This is a genomic window from Streptomyces sp. NPDC104761 (genome assembly GCF_055583445.1).
On the sequence record NZ_JBVJNZ010000012.1, the window covers coordinates 196,056 to 213,848 of the forward strand.

Consider the following 17,793-nt stretch of genomic DNA (forward strand, 5'->3'; position numbering starts at 1 on the left):
GCCCGATGAGCCAGGCGGCACAGAACCTGAACTGGTTGATCACCAACTTCGTGGACAACACCCCGGGGGTGTCCCACACGGTGGTGGTCTCCGCCGACGGACTCCTTCTGGCGATGTCCGAAGGCTTCCCCCGCGACCGCGCCGACCAGCTCGCGGCCGTCGCCTCCGGTCTGACGTCTCTGACGGCAGGCGCCTCCCGAATCTTCGAGGGCGGCAGCGTGAATCAGACGGTTGTGGAGATGGAGCGGGGGTTCCTGTTCATCATGTCCATTTCCGATGGTTCCTCGCTGGCCGTCCTGGCCCACCCGGAGGCCGACATCGGCCTGATTGGGTACGAGATGGCCCTTTTGGTGGACCGCGCGGGCACGGTCCTTACCCCGGATCTGCGTGCGGAACTCCAGGGAAGCCTTCTCAACTAATAGTCAGACGGTGCGTTTTCGCGTCCCGGGGCCGTAAGGTTTCGGGACGCGGCTCCACAAGGTTGGGTGCCCGGCACGGTCGGAGGAGGAGAGAAAGTGGCAACACCCCCAGGCGGTTCTCATCACGGCAACTGGTCGTACGGGCCTGCGCAGGGCCAGGGCGACGGTTCCGGGAACCGGTACAACTTCCCCTCCACGCCGAGCCACCGGCAGCCGTACGCTCCGCAGGGCCCCGGCCCCTCGCCGTACGACCAGCCGCCCGCGCCGCGCATCCAGCCGGTGCAGCCGCAGCGCCGCCCCGAGCCGGCGCCGGCCTCGGGGTCCAGCAACCCCCTGGTACGTCCGTACGCCATGACCGGCGGCCGGACCCGCCCGCGGTACCAGCTCGCCATCGAGGCGCTGGTGCACACCACCGCGCAGCCGCACCAGATGCAGGGCCAGTTGCCCGAGCATCAGCGGATCTGCAACCTCTGCCGGGAGATCAAGTCGGTGGCCGAGGTCTCGGCCCTGCTGACGATCCCTCTCGGCGTGGCCAGGATCCTCGTCGCCGACTTGGCGGAGGCGGGCCTGGTCGCCATCCATCAGCCCGGCGGCGACGAGAACGCCGGTGGCCAGCCAGACGTGACACTGCTCGAAAGGGTGCTCAGTGGACTTCGCAAGCTCTAGCGGCGGTCCTTCCCGCTCCACCACCTCCGCGAAGATCGTGGTGGCGGGCGGCTTCGGCGTGGGCAAGACCACGTTCGTCGGCGCCGTCTCGGAGATCAACCCGCTGCGCACAGAGGCCGTGATGACGTCCGCGTCTGCCGGCATCGACGACCTCACCCACACCGGGGACAAGACGACCACGACGGTCGCCATGGACTTCGGCCGCATCACCCTGGACCAGGACCTGATCCTGTACCTGTTCGGCACCCCCGGGCAGGACCGCTTCTGGTTCATGTGGGACGACCTGGTACGCGGCGCGATCGGCGCCATCGTCCTCGTGGACACCCGCCGTCTCGCCGACTGCTTCCCCGCGGTCGACTACTTCGAGAACTCGGGTCTCCCCTTCGTCATCGCCCTCAACGGCTTCGACGGCAACCAGCCGTACAACCCCGAAGAGGTCCGCGAGGCGCTCCAGATCGGCCCCGACACCCCGATCATCACGACCGACGCGCGGCACCGTGCCGACGCGAAGTCGGCGCTGATCACGCTGGTCGAGCACGCCCTGATGGCGCGGCTGCGGTAGCGGTCGGTTCTCCGAGGTTCCAGGGGCCCCTTTCTGTCAGGCAGGGGCCCTTTTGCCGTCCCCCGCTGCCACAATGAGCCATCTGCCGAGTGGGGGAGGCGGGGATGAGCATCGAAGTGGCCGCGGTGCGCCTGGGGCAGACGGTGGCGACGAGTGCGGTACGGCTGTGGCTGGGTGCCCGGCGGCAGGAGCAGGAACGCCGGGCGGAGATGTCGGACCTGATCCGGGCGCGGGTTCCCGGTCTGAGGTCCCAGCGGAGCGTTGAACGGCAGTTCGAGGAGATCGCGGACGCCGTGGCGGCCCGGGTCGAACCGCTGCTGGCGCACGAGTTCCCGGGGCTGGCCGAGCACGAACGGCTGGCCGCGGTCCAGGCCGTCACGGACACGTTCGCGCACGCCGACCTGTCCGACGAGACGGTGCTGGAATCGGACGCGGACGCGGCGGAGCTGGTACGGCGGATACGGCAGGACACTCCCCGGCCGGCAGGGCTGGGCGAGCCCGCGGAGCGCTACTACGAGGTGCTCTTCGCCGAGTGCTGCGAGTGCTACGTACGGGTTCTGCGCCGGCTGCCCGTGTTCACCGAGCGGGCCGTCACGGAACTGCTCGGCCGCACGACCTCGCTGGGTGCCGAACTCGCCCGGGTGCTGGAGCGGTTGCCGACCCGCTCGCTGTACGCGCCGGAGGGCTCGGACGAGGACGAGGCGTTCCTGCGGGAGTACCTCAGCCTGGTGAGCCGGTCCCTGGACGAGGTGGAGCTGTTCCGGGTGGCCTCGGAGCAGGTGACCCGGGCGAAGCTGTCGGTCGCGTACGTGAGCATGCGGGCCACGCCGGACGACGGGCACCGCCGGACGGCCGTCGAGAGGCGTCCGCTGCTGCGGCGGGGGCTGCGGGACTGGGAGGAGCCGGACAGCACCGGAAAGCGGGTGGAGAACGCCCTGGGCGGTGCCTCCCGGGTGCTGCTGCGCGGAGAGGCGGGCTCCGGGAAGACCACGCTGATGCAGTGGCTGGCGGTCACGGCGGCCAGAGGAGCCTTCTCCGGACCGCTGGGCAGCTGGAACGGGCTGATCCCGGTCCTGGTGAAGTTACGGCGGTACGCGGGACGGGAACTGCCGTTGCCGGAGGCCCTGCTGGACGGGGTCGCGGGCGCTCTCACCGGCCATACCCCGAAGGGCTGGATGGACCGGGCCCTGCGCGACGGACGGGTGCTGCTTCTGGTGGACGGGGTGGACGAACTGCCGGCCGGCGAACGGCAGGCGGTGCGCGCCTGGCTGACCGGCCTGCTGAACGCGTACACCGGCACCCGGGCCGTGGTCACGACCCGGCCGGCGGCGGCCCGCACGGACTGGCTGCGCGCGCTGGACTTCACGGCCTACCAACTGGACCGGCTGGCCCCGGCCGACCTCACCGCGTTCGTCCGGCAGTGGCACCGCGCGGTACGCGAACAGGGGGACGAACTGCCGTGCGCGGTCGAGGAGCTTCCGCAGTACGAGCAGTCGCTGCTCACCAGTCTGCAGGACCGCCCGCACCTCCAGTCGCTGGCCGCCAACCCGCTGCTGGCCGCGCTGATCTGCACCCTGCATCTCAGCAAGGGCCGTCAACTACCGCGTAATCGCATGGAGTTGTACAAGATCGCGTTGGAGACGCTGGTCCAGCACCGGGACGCGGACCGCCGGGTGCCGAGCGCCCTGGACAGCCCGCTCACCCTGTCGGACAAGCTGTGCGTGCTGCGCGACCTGGCGTGGCGGCTGTCCGACAACAACCGCACCGAGATCTCCACGGAGCAGGCCTGCCGGCACGTCGCCTCCCGGCTGGCGTCCATGCGGCACCTGGACGAGGCCGACGGCGACGCGGTCCTGGACCACCTGATCGGACGGTCGGGGGTCCTGCGCTCCCCCGTGGCGGGCCGCGTCGACTTCGTGCACCGCACCTTTCAGGAGTACCTCGCCGCCGAGGACGCGGCGGACGAGGACAACCTGGGCAACCTGGTCGAGCGCGCCCACCTCGACCTGTGGCGCGAGACGGTCGTGATGGCGGCGGGGCACGCGAACCTGAGGCAGCGGCGGGAACTGGTCGGCGCCCTCCTGGACCGGGCCGCCGACGAGCCCCGCCACGCCCGGCGGCTGCGACTGCTCGCCGCGTCCTGTCTGGAGACCATGACGACCGTGCCGGACGACGTGGCACGCCGGCTCGACGAGGCGCTGGGCGTGCTGCTCCCGCCCCGGCGCGAGTCCGAGGCGAGGTCGCTCGCGGCCGTGGGGCCCGCGTTGACGCATCGGCTGCCCGCGACCCTGGACGGGCTCTCGGCCCGGGCGGCGCGGACGACCGTACGCACGGCGGCGCTGATCGGAGGCGAGGAGGCCATGAACCGGCTGGCCGGCTACGCGGCGGCCAGCGACGACGCCGGCGTACGGGACGAACTCGTCGAGTCCTGGGAGTACTTCGACCCGGACGCGTACGCGCGCCGGGTGCTGTCCCGGCTTCCGCTCGACGCGGTGGAGTTGCATCTGTCCCACCCCGCTCAGTGGCCGGCGGTGCTCAAGCTGCGCGGGGCCCGGCGGATATGGATCGGATACGAGTTCAGGGAAGGGCTGGCCGCCACGTCGGCACTCGGCGAACTGGACCAGCTCTGGGTGCCGAGCCTGGTGGGCGAGAACGACCTCTCACCCCTCGCCGAACGGTCCGGGCTGCGCAATCTGGTCCTGTGCGGCATGGACGACCTGCCGCTGCCCGACGTCGAACCGCTGCGCGGTCTGACCGGGCTGACCAACCTGCAACTGCAGAACTGGACCTCCCTGCCGAAGCTCGACGCCATCCCCGTGCCGGAGTCCCTGGTGAGCCTGGGGCTGGGCACCCTCGCCGAGAACGTCGACCTGGCGCCGCTGCTGGAGCGGGCTCCCTGGCAGAGCCTCTTCCTCACCGGTTCCGGCGTGCCACGGGGCCTCGGCGGGCTCGGGCGGTTGACGGACATGACCCACCTGAGCCTGTGCGGCTACGACCTGAGCACGTGGCTTCCCGCCCAGGAGAGCTGGCCACCCGGGCTGTCCAGACTCGAACTGTACGGTTGCCGGCTGCCGGCCGACCTGGGGCCCATCGGCGCGCTGGACCAGTTGCGCACACTGGACCTGCGTACGCACCCGACAAGCGCGGAAAACCCCCTCGACCTGCGCACGCTGGCCCGTGGTCCGCATCAGAGGCGGTTGGTGGTGATCGCTCCGGCGCAGGTCCGGGCGCCCGCCACCGCCATCCCCGGCGTCCGCGTGAAACGACACTGACCCCGCCCTCCCGGAGGAGAGCGGGGCCGTGGCGCACGTCGCCCGGAGGGCTCAGTGCCAGCTGTGCGGGGCGCGGAAGCCGTTCTCGCGCTCCAGGCGGCGCCAGCCTGCCTTGGCGCGGCCGCGGTGGGTCTGCTCGGTGTCGGCGGTCGGCCGGGCGGCCGCGCGGGCCAGGAGGACCGCCGTGATGGCGGCGACTTCCTCCGGGTCGGCGTTGCCCTTCTCGACGCGGATGTCAGGCACGTTCATGGGTGTCAGTCTCCGTGAGAGAGGTTTCCGCAGGATTACTGCGGGGGGTTGCCGTGCTTACGGGACGGCAGGTCGGCGTGCTTGGTGTGCAGCATCGCCAGCGACTTGGCGAGCACCTCGCGGGTCTCGGCCGGGTCGATGACGTCGTCGACCAGGCCGCGCTCGGCCGCGTAGTAGGGGTGCATCAGCTCGGCCTTGTACTCCTTGACCATCTTCTGCCGCATGGCCTCGGGGTCCTCGGCGGAGGCGATCTGCCGACGGAAGATCACATTGGCGGCACCCTCGGCGCCCATGACCGCGATCTCGTTCGTCGGCCAGGCGTAGGTCAGGTCGGCACCGATCGACTGGGAGTCCATGACGATGTAGGCACCTCCGTACGCCTTGCGCAGGATCAGGGAGATCCGGGGCACGGTCGCGTTGCAGTAGGCGTAGAGGAGCTTCGCGCCGTGGCGGATGATCCCGCCGTGCTCCTGGTCGACACCGGGGAGGAAGCCCGGTACGTCCAGGAAGGTGACGATCGGAACATTGAAAGCGTCACACATCTGGACAAAGCGCGCAGCTTTTTCACTCGCCTCGATGTCCAGGACGCCCGCGAGGACCTGCGGTTGGTTGGCGATGATGCCGACCACCTGGCCGTCGATCCGGGCCAGCGCGCAGATGATGTTCCGCGCCCAGCGCTCGTGGACCTCCAGGTACTCGCCGTCGTCGACGATCTCCTCGATGACCTTGGCCATGTCGTACGGCCGGTTGCCGTCCGCCGGGACCAGGTCGAGGAGGACGTCGCTGCGGCGGTCGACGGGGTCCGTGGACTCGACGCGCGGCGGGTTCTCGCGGTTGTTCTGCGGGAGGAGCGAGAGGAGGTAGCGGACCTCCGCGATGCAGGTCTCCTCGTCGTCGTAGGCGAAGTGGCAGACGCCGGAGGTCTCCGCGTGGACGTCGGCGCCGCCGAGCCCGTTCTGGGTGATCTCCTCGCCGGTGACGGCCTTGACGACGTCCGGTCCGGTGATGAACATCTGCGAGGTCTCGCGGACCATGAAGACGAAGTCGGTGAGGGCGGGCGAGTAGGCCGCGCCGCCGGCGCAGGGGCCGAGCATCACGGAGATCTGCGGGATGACGCCCGAGGCCTTCGTGTTGCGCTGGAAGATGCCGCCGTAACCGGCGAGGGCGCTGACGCCCTCCTGGATGCGGGCGCCTGCGCCGTCGTTCAGCGAGACCAGCGGGGCGCCGGCCGCGATGGCCATGTCCATGATCTTGTGGATCTTGGTGGCGTGCGCCTCGCCCAGCGCGCCGCCGAAGATCCGGAAGTCGTGCGCGTAGACGAAGACCGTACGGCCCTCGACCGTGCCCCAGCCGGTGACGACGCCGTCGGTGTACGGCTTCTTGGCCTCCAGGCCGAAGCCGACCGCGCGGTGCCGGCGCAGCTGCTCGACCTCCTGGAAGGAACCCGGGTCCAGGAGCAGCTCGATGCGCTCCCGGGCCGTCAGCTTGCCCTTGGCGTGCTGCGCCTCGGTCGCCTTGTCGCCGGGGCCCGCCACGGCCGCCGCACGGATCCCGTGCAGTTCTGCGACCCGCCCGCGCGCGTCCGTCGGCTCACCGGTGGGCTCACCCGTCGTCTCTTCCAAAACGGTCATGTAGCGACCTTACGAAGGACACCAAGGATTGCGAGACGTCGACTCCGTACAGTCTCCGGCACGTTTTCCTGGAACCACCGAACAGAACCAGAACCCCATGCAGCCGTTCCGACTGCTCAGGGGGCTTTGCCGTTGTAGGGGTGCCACAAGGGCGGGGCCGAGATGCGCCTCACATTCATGGCCGGTCCGTACCACCCGCGGAGTGACACAGGCCTCCGGACGGCGGTTCACCCACACAGAGCCTAGCGGCTCCCCCAGCGGGTCCCGGCGCGCCGTCGGGTCACGCGGCGTTACGGTGAGTAAGGGGGGCGACACGCATGTCGATGATGTTGAAGGTTGAAGGGAATGGGTCTACGGTATCTCTCGTTGAGTTCGTTGAACGTTAAACATCACCCCTCAAGGAGCACCTCATGGGCATCTTCGGCCGCAAGAACGACGAGACCCCCGCCGCCGGCACGACCCCCGAGACGGCCGCGCTGACCGGCGACTACACGATCGACCCGGCGCACACCACGCTCGGCTTCGTGGCCCGCCACGCGATGGTCACCAACGTCAAGGGCAGCTTCCAGGAGTTCGAGGGCACCCTGCACCTGGACGGCACCGACCCGTCCAAGTCCACGGCCTCCCTCGACATCAAGATGGACAGCATCACCACCGGCAGCCCGGACCGCGACGGTCACCTGAAGTCGGCCGACTTCTTCAAGATCGACGAGTTCCCGACGATGACCTTCCGCTCCACCGAGGCGGAGGCCCTGGGCGGCGAGGACTACCGCATCACCGGCGACCTCACGATCCTCGGTGTCACCCGGCCGGTCACCATCGACCTGGAGTTCAACGGCGCCGCCAAGGACCCGTTCGGCAACGAGCGCGTCGGCTTCGAGGGCAAGGCCGAGATCAAGCGCTCCGACTGGGGCGTCACCTGGAACGCGGCGCTGGAGACCGGTGGCGTCCTCGTCTCCGACAAGATCAAGCTGAACTTCGACATCTCGGCGATCAAGAGCGCGTGAGCCCGCGGTGCCGGACCGCCGGCCCCGAGCACGCCCGCTGAGCGCCGCCCTCCACTACTCCCCTGAGGGCGGCGCTCTGCCGTGTCCGGACGTCCCTCGTGGCCGCGCCCAGTAGGTCCTCGGGGGCCCAGGAGGTCCTAGGGGCCCCAGGAGGCCCTGGAGGCCGGAGGAGCTGCTCCTAGTAGTCGATGGTCGGGTACCAGTCCCCCCGCCCCTGCGGGGTCAGGTCGAGCAGGTGCCAGACGGGCGTGAGCAGGTCGATGCCGCGCTCCTGGATGTCGTCGGCCATGCGCGGATGGGCGGAGTAGGTGAGGCGGACCGTGCCGTCGCCGTCGCGGGTGAAGACGGAGACCGTGGAGTCCTGGGCGCCGTCCTCGTCCTCGCTGCCCAGGTCGTACTTGAACGTGCTGTCACCGCAGCTGAGCAGTCGCAGCCGGTGCCAGCCGCGGTCGCGGCCATACTGCCGGAGGGTGGGCGGGTCGGCGGCCGCGACGATGACGAAGTCGGCGTTCCGGGTGACGTGGTGGGCGATGCCGTTGTAGCCGTCGATCCACATCGTGCACATCGGGCAGGCGCTGGTCTGGAGCTTGCCGTACATGAAGTGGTAGACGATCAGCGGCCGTTCGGGCCCGGTGAACAGCTCGCTCAACGCGACCTCGCGCACCGGGGCGTCGCCCGCGCCGAGGTCGCCGGGCCCTTCGAGGAAGACGTAGTCGTCGACGGCCGGTCCCGGCGGGAGCGCCCGGCGCAGCGCCGCGACCTCCTCCCGGCGCCGCATCAGGTCGATCTCGGCCAGCCGCAGCTTCTCCCGGGCAGCGAGGTAGTCCTCGGACTCCCCGTCCAGCCTGGTCTGCCGCACCATCGCGTCCTCCCGGGGCAGGCGTCCCCCGTAACCGTCCTTCGAGTCTAGGACGAGGGCCTCGGCCGCTCCTGTCGTGAGCCGCCCGCCGCGGGCCGGTGTGGCCGAGGGGGCGCTTGTTCGCAGGCCGACGGTCAGGACGCGACCACCTTGGCGAGGTTGTCCATCTCGTTCGTCCGCCCGGCGGCCAGCCGCCCGGTCCATTCCTCGTCGTGCATGGCGTCGGCCGTCATGGTCACGTGTGTTCCGCCGCCGGCGGCCGGACGCAGCTCGACCTCGGTGAGGAACTCGTACGGCTCGACGCCCGGGATGAAGTCGGCGAGCGTGCTGTAGGCCAGACGCCGGGTGGGCTCGACCTCGGTGAAGGTCTTGTGCGAGGTCGAGCTCAGCGGGAGGCCCGCGTTCTCCATGAACGCGATCTGCTCGCGGCCGGTCGCGGTCATCGTGTAGGTCAAGGTGCCGCCGACGCTCAGGTCCAGGGCGTCGACGTGCACGGTGAACCCCTCCGGCGCCCACCAGGCCTCGATGCCTGCGCCGGTGGTCCACAGCTCCCAGATCCTCTCCGGTGCGGCGGAGTAGGTGCGCTCGACCTGAATCTTCTGCGTGGTCATGTTCTCTCCTGGGTTCCCTGTTCGGTGATGGCTTCGAAGAGTTGGACGTCGGCCGGGGGGATTCGTCATCGGTCCCCGTCGGCGGCGCGTTCGACCGGCAGCCTGAGCGGCAGGCCGAACGCGGTGACCAGGTGGGCCTCGAACGTGGTGATCTCCACGATGTGTCCGGCCTCGATGCGCAGCACGTCGACCAGCTGCGCCCGGTACACCGAGGTCCCCGGGCGTTGTACGTACCCGGCGACGGCCGGCTGCCGGTTCGCCCGGACCGGCAGGTGCCGCCAGCGGCCGAAGTATCCCGGCGAGGCCGGGTCGAAGACCCGGCCGAGCTGTTGGAGCAGCGCGTCCCGGCCGGCGAACCACACCGGATTGGGCGGCATCGTCACCACCACGTCGGCGCCGAGCAGGTCGGCCATCATCGACAGGTCCGCGCGCTCGGCCGCGGCCATGTACCGGCGCACGATGTCGCGCTCCTGCTGACTGTGCCGCCCGGCTGCCCAGTCCGTCCGCCGCCGGGGCAGCCGCTCACGCAGCGTCTGCCGGGCCCGCTGCAAGGCGCTGTTGGACGCCGCGACGCTCATGTCCATCAGCTTCGCCGCCTCCTCCACGGGACGGCCCAGCACGTCACGGAAGATCAGCACCGCGCGCTGCCGGGGCGGGAGGTGCTGGAGTGCGGCGAGGAAGACCAGTTCCATGGTCTCCCGCGACTCGGCGGCGGTCTCCGGCTGCTCGTCGTCGGCCGACAGCTCGTCGAGCAGCCGGTCCGGGTAGGGCTGCAGCCAGGGCAGACGGTCCGGCGGCTCGCCGCTGCCGGACTCGATGCCGGGGACCGGTTCGTAGCGCTGGGGACGGCGGCCGGTGCGGCGCAGGTGGTCGATGCAGGTGTTGGTGGCGATCCGGTACAGCCAGGTACGGGGCGCCGCTCGGCCCTCGAAACCGGACCGGTCGCGCCAGGCCTTGAGCAGGGTCTCCTGCACCAGGTCCTCGGCGTCGTCGTAGGAGCCGACCATGCGGTAGCAGTGCAGGTGCAGCCATTTCCGGTGGGGTTCGACGAGTGCGGCGAAGTCCGCCTCGCCGTCGGCCTCCGGCGGCCGTTCCGCGGTTTTCGTCACGGCGGTCTGCGTGACGTCACGGGCCAGCCGCCGCAGCTTGCGGACCGCCGCGGTGAGGGCCTCGGCGTCCGAGCGGAACGCATGGGGAGGCTGCAGGGCCAGGGTCCTCACCCGCCGCTCGATGTCCGCGAGGAGGTCGGCCGCCGGCTGGTCGGTCGTGGTGCGCCGACGGCGGTAGGCGCGTTGACGGCAGGCCGCCGAGCAGTAGAGGGAGGTCCGGCCACGGCCGCGATCCGCCAGCGGCGCGGCGCAGACCTGACAGATCCGTCCGCTCATGGGCGGCTCCAGTCATTCGTCACGGGGATACGGCGTTACGAAAGACCTTAGAGCGACGCCGGCCCCCGTGGGCGATCCTCCCCGGTCTTCGACTGCCGGCTCCGCAGAAGGCTCCTGGATCCCCCTGACCGCGAACTCGCACCACACCACCTTCCCCGGCTCCCGCTCCCCCACCCCCCACTTGTCCGCGAGCAGCGTGACCAGCAACAGCCCCCGGCCGTGTCCCGACTCCGGGGACGTGTCGCCGTAGCGGAGTTCGCCCGGACCGCTGTCGTGGACCTCGGTGCGGAGGACCCCGTCGGGGTGCAGGGCCAGCCGGAGACGGAAGCCGCGGCCCGGTGGGACGCCGTGGAGCAGCGCGTTGGTGGCCAGTTCGCTCACGCAGAGCAGCACGTCGTCGGTGCGCGGGCCGGCCTCCCAGTCCGCGAGGGCTTCGCGGGTGAAGTCCCGGGCCAGGCGTACGGATCTGCGATCACGGCGGTAGAACGCCGTGCGGGTGCGCAGGTGTTGGGGTTCCAGGTTCATGAGGCGAGTGTCACTGTGCGTCACTACCATGGATCAGTGAGTGAGGACGTAGTTCTGATTGCTACGACCCCACTACGAGGACTTCGGATGCGCACGGGGGAAAGGACCACGCATGCACTCGGTGAGCAGGGCCAAGAAGGTCGGATCCTGGCAGGCAGTCGGGGCGGTGCTGGCCCATTGCAGGAAGCAGGCCCGCGTCACGCAGGAGCAGTTCGCCGAGATGGCGAGCATCCATGTGGACACGGTGGGGTCCATCGAGCAGGGGAGGCTGGCGCTCCAGCCGGACCGGGCCGAGCAGTTCGACGAACTGTTGCAGACGGGCGGGGTGTTGGGGGTGCTGGTGGCCAAGTTGCCGGTGCGGGAGCGGATCGTTCAGTTCGCGCAGGGGCTGGTGGATCACGAGCAGGAGGCGGTCAGCGTTCTCTCGTACCAGAGCCAGGTGGTTCCGGGGCTCCTGCAGACCAGGGACTACTGTCGCGCGGTCTTCGGCTATCGATATCCGGCGATCGGCAGCGAGACCGCCGAGCAGTGGGTGAACGCCCGCATGGAACGGCAGTTGATCTGGCAGCGGGAACGGCCGCCCGTGGGTCACTTCGTGATCGAGGAGAGCGTCCTGCGGCGGAAGGTCGGAGGTTCGGAGGCGATGCGGGAGCAGATCCAGCAGATCCTGGCGTACACCGAGCCGGTCCACATGAGTTTTCAGATCATGCCCGAGGCACGGACGCCGCACGCCTGCCTCGACGGCCCGATGGTGCTGTTGGAAACACCGGAGTTCGAGCGCCTGGTCTACCTGGAGGTGCAGCGCGCCAGCTTCCTGGTCGCGGACCCCGACGAGGTCAGCGACTACCACCTCCAGTATGGAATGCTGCGGTCACAGGCCCTCTCTCCCGACGAGAGCGTGCGTCTCTTGAATGGACTGCTTGGAGAGTCATGAAGACCGCAGCACTGACATGGTTCAAGTCCAGCTACAGCGGCAGCCAGGGCGGCGACTGCGTCGAGGTCGCGTCCGCACCCGCCACCGTCCACGTCCGTGACTCCAAGGCACCCGACGGGCCGATACTCACCGTCTCCCCCTCCACCTGGAGCGAGTTCCTTGACCGCGTCACCCGCGACTGAGCAGACCGACTGGGTCCTCATCACCTCGTACGAGAACCTGCCGGGGAGTCCTCACCCCTTCGCCGGGCTCTGCGCCTGACTGCGTGAGCGGGGCATCGACTGGATGCCGTTCACGCAAGACGAACTCCGGTGGGACCTCGCCTGCCGCCGGGAGACCACCGGGCGCTGGCGCGGGTGGACAGGCCTGTCGGTCGAGGCCGGTGCCCTCCGGCGGCTCGGCCTGCACCCGGAACAGCCGTCCTCCGCCGTCAACGGCCCTTCCCCGCCCGCGTGGTGGCATGCTCCGCCGGGCTGCGTTATGCCACCGCACCTCCGGATCGAAGGACACCGGGTTCAGCCGACGGCTCCTGACCGAGACCGGGGCGGGACGCCACCGCCTTCCTCAACCGGCGGCGAACTACCGGAGGCCCGGCCTCCCCATGACCGGCGGCCCAAGCTGACGCGACGACCGCCCTGGCATCACGTCCGCTCCGGCCGCCGTCTTCTGCACCCGGCGCGGCAAAGCCTGGTGGAGAGCACCTGTCCGAAGGCGCCGCATTCCCCGCCAAGTGCTGCTCAGCACCGTTGTCGACCGGGCATGGGAGCGTGATCGCGCACTACGCGGTCGCAACGCCCAGGAAGCGCAGCACCGCCAGGACGCGGCGGTGGTCGGCGTCGGCCTTGGGCAGGTCGAGCTTGGTGAAGATGCTGTTGATGTGCTTGGCGACCGCGCTCTCGCTCACGACCAGCTCGGCGGCGACGCCGGAGTTGGACCGGCCGCCCGCCATCAGCTCCAGCACCTCCCGCTCGCGCGGTGTCAGCCGGTCGAGCGGATCGCTGTGCCGGCGCACCAGCAGCTGCGCGACGACCTGCGGGTCGAGCGCGGTGCCGCCGGCCGCCACCCGGCGTACCGCCTCGGTGAACTCCTCGACGTCGGCGACCCGTTGCTTGAGCAGATAGCCGACGCCCGAGGTGTTGGCGGCGAGCAGATCGGCGGCGTACCGCTCCTCCACGTACTGCGACAGCAGGAGCACGGCGGTACGCGGGTACTGGCGGCGGATCACCAGCGCGGCGCGCACTCCCTCGTCGGTGAAGCCGGGCGGCATGCGCACGTCTACCACGGCGATGTCGGGCCGGTGCTCCTCGACGGCTGCCAGCAGCCCTTCTGCGTCGGCGACTTGCGCGCACATCTCGAAGCCGGCCGCCTCCAGCACCTTGACCACGCCGATGCGCAGCAAGAGGGAATCCTCGGCGATCACGGCGCGCACGGCAGCTCCACGGTGATGACGGTCGGGCCCCCGGCGGGGCTGCGGCAGGAGAACGTACCGTCGACGGACGCGACGCGCTTGGCGAGCCCGGCGAGCCCGGTGCCACCGCCGGCCGCCGCGAGGTCCGCGCCGCCCGCGCCGTCGTCCGCGACGACGACCAGCAGTGTCTCCCCGATCCGTTCCACGGTCACGTCCGCCCGGGTCGCCTGGGCGTGTTTGACCACGTTCGTCAGGGCTTCGGAGACCACGAAGTACGCGACGGCCTCGACCGTGGGTGAGGGGCGCTGCGGCAGGTCCACCGTCACACGCACCGGGATCGGGAGCCGGGCGGCGACCCCGGACAGCGCGGCGTCGAGGCCGCGGTCCTCAAGGACGGCCGGATGCAGGCCGCGCACCAGGTCGTTCAGCTCGGCGATCGCCTCCTTCGCCTCGCGGTGCGCCTCGTCGATCACCTTGCGGGCGTCCTCCGGCAGGTCGCCGAGGGTGGACCTGGCCAGGCCCAGGTTGACGGCCAGCGAGACGAGGCGCTGCTGCACGCCGTCGTGCAGGTCACGCTCGATCCGCCGCCGCTCGGCGTCGGCGGCGTCGAGCACACCGGCCCGGCTCTCGGCGAGGTCGGCCACCCGGCGGGCCAGCCTCTCCGTGCGGCTGGGGCCGAGCAGGACCTCGGCCGTCCGGGTGTCCAGCCGCACCAGAGCGCCGGTCAGCCGGGGCCCGAGGAACAGCAGGGCGAGGCCGCCGGCGGTGAGGTACGCGGCCTGCGTGCTGTACCCGAGGTCGGCGACCCGCCACTGCGGGGGCAGCGCCCAGATCCACACGTAGAGGGAGGCGGCCACGAGAGCGGCCGCCCAGACGGCGAGGACGGCGAGGTCCAGGACGGCGAGCAGCGGACCCGCCACGGCGTGGTAGCAGGCCTGCCGCCACAAGGCGCGCGTGGTCAGCCGGCGTACCGCCGCCTTCCAGTTGCGTCCCGGCCTGGGTACGGCGGGGCGCGGGAGGTCCTGGCCGACGAGCGCCCGGTAGCGCCGCCGCTGCCCGGCGGTCAGCAGAGGTGTCACCACGAGCGTGAGCAGTACGGGCAGCGGAATCACGGCCGGCGCCCCCGCGATCGCGCCGGCCAGCCAGAGCCACAGTGGTATGACGGCGAGGTGGAGCGGCAGGCCGGCGGCGACGAGCGTGGTCCGGTGTCCCGCCCTGCGGAACGGCCGGACCAGCGCCAGCCGCAGCCACGTGGTGAGTTGCATGCGTCACACGGTAAAGCCGCAGGCCATCCCCGTGCCATGACGCTCCCTTCCGGTTCGGGGGTGCACTTTTCTCCACCCCGGGTCGGAACCCTGCGTGACTGACGGCGCCCCCGTGTGCAGCGGAGGGTGGAGCACGTGAAGGGGAGAGCCGACGGGGAGCGGGAGAAGACGATGCGTCAACTGGTCTTGCGCAATGACGAATTGGCCGGTGCCGAGGGCTTCGACCGCGCCGCGGTCATCCCGCTCCACGAAGAGGCGGAGGAGCCGCGCCCGGCGCGGGGCATGCGGCGGGCCGGGGGACTGCTGGTCGCCTGCGGGCTCGGTCTGCTGCCGTGGCTGTACGTGCTGGCCACCGGCCTGCCGGCCACCGCGACCGCGGCGCACTGGCCGGTCGCCTGGGTCGGGCTCGACGCGCTGGAGGCGCTCGGCCTGATCGCCACCGGCCTCCTCGCCGCCCGCGGTGACCGGCGGCACGCCCTGGCAGCCGCCGCGACCGCGACGCTGCTCGTGGTGGACGCCTGGTTCGACACCACGACCGCAACCCCGGGCGGCGACTTCGCCACCGCGGTCGCCATGGCGCTCGGCGCCGAGCTGCCGCTCGCCGCGCTGTGCGGCCGGCTGGCGCTGCGGGCGCTGCGCCGGCCCGCCTGAGGTGACCGCCCAGCCCCATACCGCGGACGACATCGATCACCGGAGAACACCATGCACCGCATCACCACCGCCCCCGTCGCCCCGATCCCGGCCCGGACCCGCTGGGCGGTCGCCGCCGGCGTGGGCGCCGCGTTGGCCGCCGCCTGGTGGCTGGGCGACAGGGCGCCCTATCCGTATGCCCAACGCGGCCTCCTCGACGTGCCGTTGCCGTTCCTGACAGCCGAACGGATGGACGCCGTACTGCAACCACGGCCGGGCGAGCGGATCCTGGAGATCGGCCCGGGGACGGGCCTGCAGTCGCTGCACGTCGCCCCGCAGCTCGGGCCGGAGGGGCGGCTCGATGTGCTCGACATCCAGCAGGAGATGCTCGACCACGTGATGTGCCGCGCCGAGCGCGACGGCCTGACGACGATCAGGCCCACCCGCTCGGACGCACGTGAACTGCCCTACGCCGACGGGACATTCGACGCCGTCTACGCCGTGACCGCGCTCGGCGAGATCCCCGAGCCGGATCGGGTGCTGCGCGAGGCGGCACGGGTGCTGGCACCAGGCGGGCGGCTGGTGATCGGCGAGTTCTTCGACCGGCACTGGATCCCCTTCGGCCGGCTGCACCGGCTCGCCGACGCCGCCGGCCTCCACCTGACCGAGCGCCACGGCCCAAGCCCGGCATACCTCGCCCGCTTCCGGCCCTGCAGCGCCCTTCAGGACCTGCTGCGGTGCTGAACCGGCACATGCACCATCTGTGGCCCGCCCCTCACCACCAGCACAACCAGACCCAGAACCAGACCCAGAACCCGACGCGGCACCATCAGGTCCACGCGGGCCGTGTCGTGGCGGGCTCGCGGCGTTTCGGTACCGGTAGCAGCCACCACGCCGAGGCCACCGAGAGGACCGCGCCCACCGCGATGCCCTCCAGGCGGGTCGGCAGCAGGGAGGCCGCGTGCTGGCCGAAGTAGCCGAGGAGGAGGGAGAGGGCGCAGGTCATGCCGGCGGCCCAGCAGGCGTAGTTGAGGGGGCGCAGCCAGAGGGCGATCGCGAGGGTCGTGAACATCAGGGCCACGGCGGTGTGGCCCGTGATGCCGATGGCCGCCACGCCCGTCGCCAGGAGGGTGCCCGCGCAGGCGCCGGCCAGGCGCTCGATTCCCTTGCGCAGTACGTCCGTTCGGCCGCGGTTGCCGCTCGCGGCGACGTAGGCGGTCAGCACGACCCAGGGCCAGTGGTCGTCGAAGAGCAGGTGGCCGACGGTGAAGGCGGCGGCGATCCCGGCGGCCATCTGGAGTGCCATGCGGGTGCTGGGGCGGGGATGGAGGCGGGACCGGCGCGAGGGCGTGGCGGGGGCCGGGGCCGGGGGCCAGGGGGCGAAACGGTCGCCGAGGGACTGCACCAGCCAGACCGAGCCGCACGCCATCGCCCCGATCAGCGCCGACCAGCCCCAGGTCACCAGCCCGCTCTGGGCCTGTGCCGGCAGCGCGGGGCCGGGGACCACGAGCAGGGCCACCAGGGGGAGGGCGATCAGCGTGCCCGCCTTGGTGGCGGCCGGGCCGAAGCGGCGGATCCAGATGGCCAGTGCCATCCCGGCCGTGTAGACGGCCGCGCCCGCCGCGTAGTGGGAGGCGAACAGGCGGCCGACGAAGATCGAGGCGGCGGCCGTCACGGGCAGCAGCACCAGTGACGTCAGCCGCCGGCGGGTGTCGGCGGTGCGCTGCGTCGAGGCGAGGGTCAGGGTGAGGGCGACCGCGAGGACCAGCACGTCGGTGTGCAGCCCGGCTATCCCCTCCAGCGCCAGCGCGGCTCCCCAGGAGAGCAGCACGGCCGTCATCGTCAGCCCGGCTTCGTACGCGTTGCGTATGAGTTTGGCGGTCACGGTGGCGATAATACGGGCATGGATGCGGAGAAGTAGTAAGTCATCGCGTATGATTTTCCGCCATGGAGCACCTCGCCGATGCCGCCCGTATCCGTCGTGCCGTCCTCCGGTTCAACCGCCGGCTGCGGCAGGAGCGCGGAGACGGGAGCCTCAGTGCCAATCAGCTGACGGTGCTCGGCCATCTGTACCGGCACGGGCCGTCCACGCCCGGCGAGGTCGCGGCCGCCGAGCGACAGCGGCCGCAGTCGCTGACGCGGGTCTTCGCGGAACTGGAGGCGGAGGGGCTGATCGGGCGGGCGCCGGACCCGTCGGACCGGCGGCAGTCCGTACTGAGCCTCAGCGAGGACGGGCGGCGGGCCCTGGAGGACGACATGGCACAGCGGGACGCCTGGCTCGCCGGGGCGCTCGGGGCGTTGGGCGAGACCGAGCGCGGGGTGCTGTCGCTCGCCGCCGCCGTGCTGGAGCGGCTGGGGGACGCGGAGTAG

The 17,793-nt window shown here is 71.2% G+C and carries 18 protein-coding genes and 1 pseudogene; 10 read left to right on the forward strand and 9 right to left on the reverse strand.

The window, feature by feature from the left end:
• Positions 1 to 5 precede the first annotated feature (5 nt).
• The 4 genes from ACZ63F_RS29930 to ACZ63F_RS29945 all read left to right on the forward strand — a co-directional run bounded on the left by ACZ63F_RS29930 (position 6) and on the right by ACZ63F_RS29945 (position 4,919).
• The gene (locus ACZ63F_RS29930; protein WP_004983065.1) at positions 6 to 419 is read left to right on the forward strand and encodes a roadblock/LC7 domain-containing protein; all 414 of its coding nucleotides are present in this window, start codon (positions 6 to 8) and stop codon (positions 417 to 419) included.
• A 96-nt stretch (positions 420 to 515) separates the two neighbouring features.
• Positions 516 to 1,085, forward strand: coding sequence for a DUF742 domain-containing protein (locus tag ACZ63F_RS29935; RefSeq protein WP_352367124.1), 570 nt, complete (start codon positions 516 to 518; stop codon positions 1,083 to 1,085).
• Positions 1,066 to 1,647: a GTP-binding protein gene (locus ACZ63F_RS29940; RefSeq protein WP_046729246.1), complete on the forward strand. Its 582-nt coding sequence runs from the start codon at positions 1,066 to 1,068 to the stop codon at positions 1,645 to 1,647. The genes ACZ63F_RS29935 and ACZ63F_RS29940 overlap by 20 nt, the downstream gene beginning before the upstream one ends.
• Positions 1,648 to 1,751: 104 nt before the next feature.
• A complete protein-coding gene (locus ACZ63F_RS29945) occupies positions 1,752 to 4,919 on the forward strand; it encodes an NACHT domain-containing protein (protein ID WP_469715510.1) in 3,168 nt (1,055 codons plus the stop codon).
• A gap of 51 nt (positions 4,920 to 4,970) precedes the next feature.
• Here the strand turns inward: ACZ63F_RS29945 and ACZ63F_RS29950 are convergent, their stop codons facing one another.
• Both ACZ63F_RS29950 and ACZ63F_RS29955 read right to left on the reverse strand, forming a co-directional pair.
• Positions 4,971 to 5,168 (reverse strand): acyl-CoA carboxylase subunit epsilon, encoded by a 198-nt coding sequence (locus tag ACZ63F_RS29950; RefSeq protein ID WP_089098553.1) that lies wholly within the window; start codon positions 5,166 to 5,168, stop codon positions 4,971 to 4,973.
• Between the two features lie 35 nt (positions 5,169 to 5,203).
• On the reverse strand, positions 5,204 to 6,799 hold the full coding sequence (locus ACZ63F_RS29955; protein WP_469715513.1) for an acyl-CoA carboxylase subunit beta: 1,596 nt from the start codon (positions 6,797 to 6,799) through the stop codon (positions 5,204 to 5,206).
• Between the two features lie 410 nt (positions 6,800 to 7,209).
• Between ACZ63F_RS29955 and ACZ63F_RS29960 the strand changes: the two genes are divergently transcribed.
• Entirely contained in the window at positions 7,210 to 7,806 is a 597-nt protein-coding gene (locus ACZ63F_RS29960) for a YceI family protein (protein WP_469715515.1), read from the forward strand.
• 178 nt (positions 7,807 to 7,984) lie between these two features.
• Here ACZ63F_RS29960 and ACZ63F_RS29965 read toward each other — a convergent pair whose 3' ends face one another.
• The 4 genes and pseudogenes from ACZ63F_RS29965 to ACZ63F_RS29980 form a co-directional block, all read right to left on the reverse strand.
• Positions 7,985 to 8,668 carry a DUF899 family protein gene (locus ACZ63F_RS29965; RefSeq protein ID WP_469715517.1) on the reverse strand — a complete coding sequence of 228 codons (684 nt, stop codon included), beginning with the start codon at positions 8,666 to 8,668 and terminating at the stop codon, positions 7,985 to 7,987.
• A gap of 131 nt (positions 8,669 to 8,799) precedes the next feature.
• Positions 8,800 to 9,276, reverse strand: coding sequence for an SRPBCC family protein (locus tag ACZ63F_RS29970; protein ID WP_469715519.1), 477 nt, complete (start codon positions 9,274 to 9,276; stop codon positions 8,800 to 8,802).
• Between the two features lie 65 nt (positions 9,277 to 9,341).
• Positions 9,342 to 10,661: an RNA polymerase subunit sigma-70 gene (locus tag ACZ63F_RS29975; RefSeq protein ID WP_469715523.1), complete on the reverse strand. Its 1,320-nt coding sequence runs from the start codon at positions 10,659 to 10,661 to the stop codon at positions 9,342 to 9,344.
• 126 nt (positions 10,662 to 10,787) lie between these two features.
• Positions 10,788 to 11,186 (reverse strand): annotated as a pseudogene (locus ACZ63F_RS29980) (ATP-binding protein); the annotation flags it as partial.
• 112 nt (positions 11,187 to 11,298) lie between these two features.
• On the opposite strand from ACZ63F_RS29980, the gene ACZ63F_RS29985 reads away from it, so the two are divergent.
• Both ACZ63F_RS29985 and ACZ63F_RS29990 read left to right on the forward strand, forming a co-directional pair.
• The gene (locus ACZ63F_RS29985; protein WP_469715527.1) at positions 11,299 to 12,120 is read left to right on the forward strand and encodes a helix-turn-helix domain-containing protein; all 822 of its coding nucleotides are present in this window, start codon (positions 11,299 to 11,301) and stop codon (positions 12,118 to 12,120) included.
• The gene (locus ACZ63F_RS29990; RefSeq protein WP_469715530.1) at positions 12,117 to 12,302 is read left to right on the forward strand and encodes a DUF397 domain-containing protein; all 186 of its coding nucleotides are present in this window, start codon (positions 12,117 to 12,119) and stop codon (positions 12,300 to 12,302) included. The genes ACZ63F_RS29985 and ACZ63F_RS29990 overlap by 4 nt, the downstream gene beginning before the upstream one ends.
• A gap of 596 nt (positions 12,303 to 12,898) precedes the next feature.
• On the opposite strand, the gene ACZ63F_RS29995 is transcribed toward ACZ63F_RS29990, so the two are convergent.
• Together ACZ63F_RS29995 and ACZ63F_RS30000 are read right to left on the reverse strand one after the other, a co-directional pair.
• Complete coding sequence (locus tag ACZ63F_RS29995; protein WP_189908279.1) at positions 12,899 to 13,549, reverse strand: response regulator transcription factor; 651 nt, start codon at positions 13,547 to 13,549, stop codon at positions 12,899 to 12,901.
• A complete protein-coding gene (locus ACZ63F_RS30000; RefSeq protein ID WP_469715534.1) occupies positions 13,537 to 14,793 on the reverse strand; it encodes a sensor histidine kinase in 1,257 nt (418 codons plus the stop codon). The genes ACZ63F_RS29995 and ACZ63F_RS30000 overlap by 13 nt, the downstream gene beginning before the upstream one ends.
• A gap of 171 nt (positions 14,794 to 14,964) precedes the next feature.
• Here ACZ63F_RS30000 and ACZ63F_RS30005 point away from each other — a divergent pair, with 171 nt between their 5' ends.
• Positions 14,965 to 15,444: a hypothetical protein gene (locus ACZ63F_RS30005; RefSeq protein ID WP_469715535.1), complete on the forward strand. Its 480-nt coding sequence runs from the start codon at positions 14,965 to 14,967 to the stop codon at positions 15,442 to 15,444.
• 51 nt (positions 15,445 to 15,495) lie between these two features.
• Positions 15,496 to 16,167, forward strand: coding sequence for a class I SAM-dependent methyltransferase (locus tag ACZ63F_RS30010; protein ID WP_469715537.1), 672 nt, complete (start codon positions 15,496 to 15,498; stop codon positions 16,165 to 16,167).
• 85 nt (positions 16,168 to 16,252) lie between these two features.
• Here ACZ63F_RS30010 and ACZ63F_RS30015 read toward each other — a convergent pair whose 3' ends face one another.
• Positions 16,253 to 17,308, reverse strand: a complete 1,056-nt coding sequence (locus ACZ63F_RS30015) for an FUSC family protein (RefSeq protein WP_469715540.1) — start codon at positions 17,306 to 17,308, stop codon at positions 16,253 to 16,255.
• 62 nt (positions 17,309 to 17,370) lie between these two features.
• Between ACZ63F_RS30015 and ACZ63F_RS30020 the strand changes: the two genes are divergently transcribed.
• Positions 17,371 to 17,793 (forward strand): MarR family winged helix-turn-helix transcriptional regulator, encoded by a 423-nt coding sequence (locus ACZ63F_RS30020; RefSeq protein WP_469715542.1) that lies wholly within the window; start codon positions 17,371 to 17,373, stop codon positions 17,791 to 17,793.